Source organism: Endozoicomonas sp. YOMI1 (assembly GCF_024606345.1).
Lineage (GTDB): Bacteria > Pseudomonadota > Gammaproteobacteria > Pseudomonadales > Endozoicomonadaceae > Endozoicomonas.
Window position 1 is genome coordinate 1 of the sequence record NZ_JAHHPM010000486.1, and the last position, 2584, is coordinate 2584.

3 protein-coding genes are annotated in these 2584 nt (G+C 52.1%); all 3 read right to left on the minus strand.

From position 1 onward, the window contains the following. Nucleotides 1-326 precede the first annotated feature (326 nt). From KDK15_RS17030 to KDK15_RS17040, 3 genes are read right to left on the minus strand one after another with little or no spacing between them, the layout of a single operon-like run. The gene (locus KDK15_RS17030; protein WP_257296586.1) at nt 327-1106 is read right to left on the minus strand and encodes an RNA ligase family protein; all 780 of its coding nucleotides are present in this window, start codon (nt 1104-1106) and stop codon (nt 327-329) included. After that, the gene (locus KDK15_RS17035) at nt 1058-1972 is read right to left on the minus strand and encodes a DUF1186 domain-containing protein (RefSeq protein WP_257296587.1); all 915 of its coding nucleotides are present in this window, start codon (nt 1970-1972) and stop codon (nt 1058-1060) included. The genes KDK15_RS17030 and KDK15_RS17035 overlap by 49 nt, the downstream gene beginning before the upstream one ends. Beyond that, nucleotides 1969-2541, minus strand: a complete 573-nt coding sequence (locus KDK15_RS17040; protein ID WP_257296588.1) for a hypothetical protein — start codon at nt 2539-2541, stop codon at nt 1969-1971. Before KDK15_RS17040 ends, KDK15_RS17035 begins: the two co-directional genes overlap by 4 nt. Nucleotides 2542-2584: the final 43 nt, after the last annotated feature.

Consider the following 2584-nt stretch of genomic DNA (forward strand, 5'->3'; position numbering starts at 1 on the left):
CCATACACAGCAAAGCCCGAAGCGTTAGTAAGCACTTCGGGCTTTTTTGTATCTGCCTGTTTGTGCCCATTATTGTGCCCACTTTCGATTGGGCTGTAACGGTACTAATGGGTATCAGGCTCTAATCTGCAATACAGCCTTTTGTCACTCATAAACAATTACTTCTTACGGTCTTCAGTGATCAAAGACTGGCCGGATATCTTTTTCTTTGTGCGTGTCCAGTCGTCGAAAAACCTGAAGTAGATTTCTCCCCCCCTTTTTTTAGTGGTGTAGCTTGAGCCGTTTCAGTGGCAAAAAATCACCGGGAGCCGAACGGCAGGCTGCTGTTATCTGTGGCCGAAAATCTCATTGGGAACAATGCCTTTTCTGGACCAGTGCTCGCCAATCGTTTGGGTAAAATCACTTCTGACCAACTTGGCTCTTTGCTTCAGCCATTCCCCTTGATCCTGTCTCAGATAGATGCCTTCAATGTTGATGGCACCGTAGTGAGATGGTGTGCTCAGCATTCCCACTAACTGCTCCATTGAAAAGGTGCCAGTAGCAAGCGGTTTTATTGGTTGAAGGCCCGGAAGGGCAAACAGCTCATCACGGTGAGGAACTGAATAGAATTTGTCGGCCTTTCGGTCATAAATATCAAAACCGACAAACCAGTCTGGCAGGGACTGATAAGCCAGCGAGTGACGGGCATAACACCACTCCCCAAACAGGATCAGGTGTTCACCCAGCAGACTAACCAAATCCGCCTCGTAACGGCCTGCCCACCGCCAGAGGTGTTTGAACTGACCGCCGGTATCTCGTTCAATCCAGGCACCGCGGTTCTGAGCCTTGAGTTTTCCATCAGGCCCGACAGAGAAGCCGACATTGGCACCATCGACTTTTTCTTCCACAGTCAGCTCTGCCAGCAGTAGCTGATTTACTTCGCTGGCTGGTAACAGCTTGTCGCCACGGGGCTCACCAGAACCGAGCCAGTGAATATGAGGTGTTTGTGGGAACCGGAAAAAATCGGCCATGGAGGTATGCCTGTTGCGGGTTCCGGTTAAGGGTAGGTGTTTACTGCCTATCGTCCACAGCACTTCTTGAACTTTTTGCCACTGCCACAGGGGCATGGGTCATTGCGGCCTGTTTTGGGGTCGGCTCTCAAGAAAGTACCTCTATCGTGTAATACGGTACCCTTTGGCGTTCTGTCTGGAGTAACAGGACCCTTGGGTTCTGGAATGGTTCGCTGTTGCTCTACCGGCTGGAACGATGCCCAGCTGGACAGCTTGGCGGTGGTGTCGGTGATGTAGTGTTTGAGATGCCAGAGTTCATCCAGATTGTCGTACTCTGACACGATCTCGTCTTCAATGCTTTTCAGGGATGCCACGCTTGTGTCGGCCAGCCCGTCCTCATAGGCCTTGCGGATATCGGGCAGCAGTTCGGCAAAGCGGAAAGCGGCACAGCAGATGATCAGGCTGTCCCACATAAAGCTGTCCTTGCGCACCGGATACTCCCGGAACAGCCAGGTAAAATACGACAGCAGGTCTTCCCGGCTTAATGCCTGTTCGGTAAACAGGGTGGCCAGGCTTTCCAGGGCGGCGGCACGGACAAACTCATCCAATGCTTCGTTTTCCACCAGCGCTTTGAGCGGGGCAATGTCACCGTGGCAGATGGAAGCCAGAATACGGGGCATGCCATTGGTAATGGCATCACCAAAGTAAAACTCGGCACTGTCTTCCCCGCAGGTCAGCAGGTGGATGATCAGTGGATACGCTCTGGCTTCCCGGAACTGAGCCAGCAGGAAAATGGCAAACAGGGTCAGACCGTCGTAGAAGTCGTCGTCAATGTCTTCGCCCAGGTCTATAAGCTCCTGAAGGTGGGCCAGCAGATGTGGCGTGATGGCCTCTTGCTGTGCAACGGCGGCGTTAATGCCGGCGTGTGGGAATGAGCCTTCGGGGTTACTGGAAAGCTGCTCCAGAATCTCGTCAATGGTCACGGATTGGCTGCCTTTGGTTGGGTCGGTGAATTGGGGGCGGTGGGGTTCAGTACTTGGTCCACCATGGCATCGGCCAGATGCAGGCGGGTTTGCTGCTGGTGTTGCAGTTGGGTTTTGATTTGGTCGCAGAGGGTTGTTAGTTGGTTGACTTTGGTAACGATGCGGTGTTGTTCATTCAATGGAGATATAGCGATAACTGCATCTTCCACATCTTCACGGGAAATTCCTGGTATAGCGATACTTTCTCTTTCACTAAACTCAGAAGGTTTTAGGTGTTGTCCTGAAATCAGATTAATTAAGGCTCCCAGGCGACACCACTCCCATCCATTCGGCAGCTCAAACGGTTTGTCATCTTCAGCAATTGGCGGCAACGGCTTCTGCTTTTTGATTTTGCCTTCTTTGACCAGCTGGGCTTTTTCGGCAGCGATGCGTTCCAGCAGTTTGGCGGCGGGTTCATCGTTGGGGTCTTGGGGTACCAGCTTACCCATCACGGCCAGTTGCAGGATGGCCTGCTTGAGCTGGTCGATGCTCACCTCGGTGGTGAACAGGGTGGTGAAGTTGCAGTGCAATAGAATCAGAATTTTTCAGCCATGCGTATTTTCGGCTTTTCTT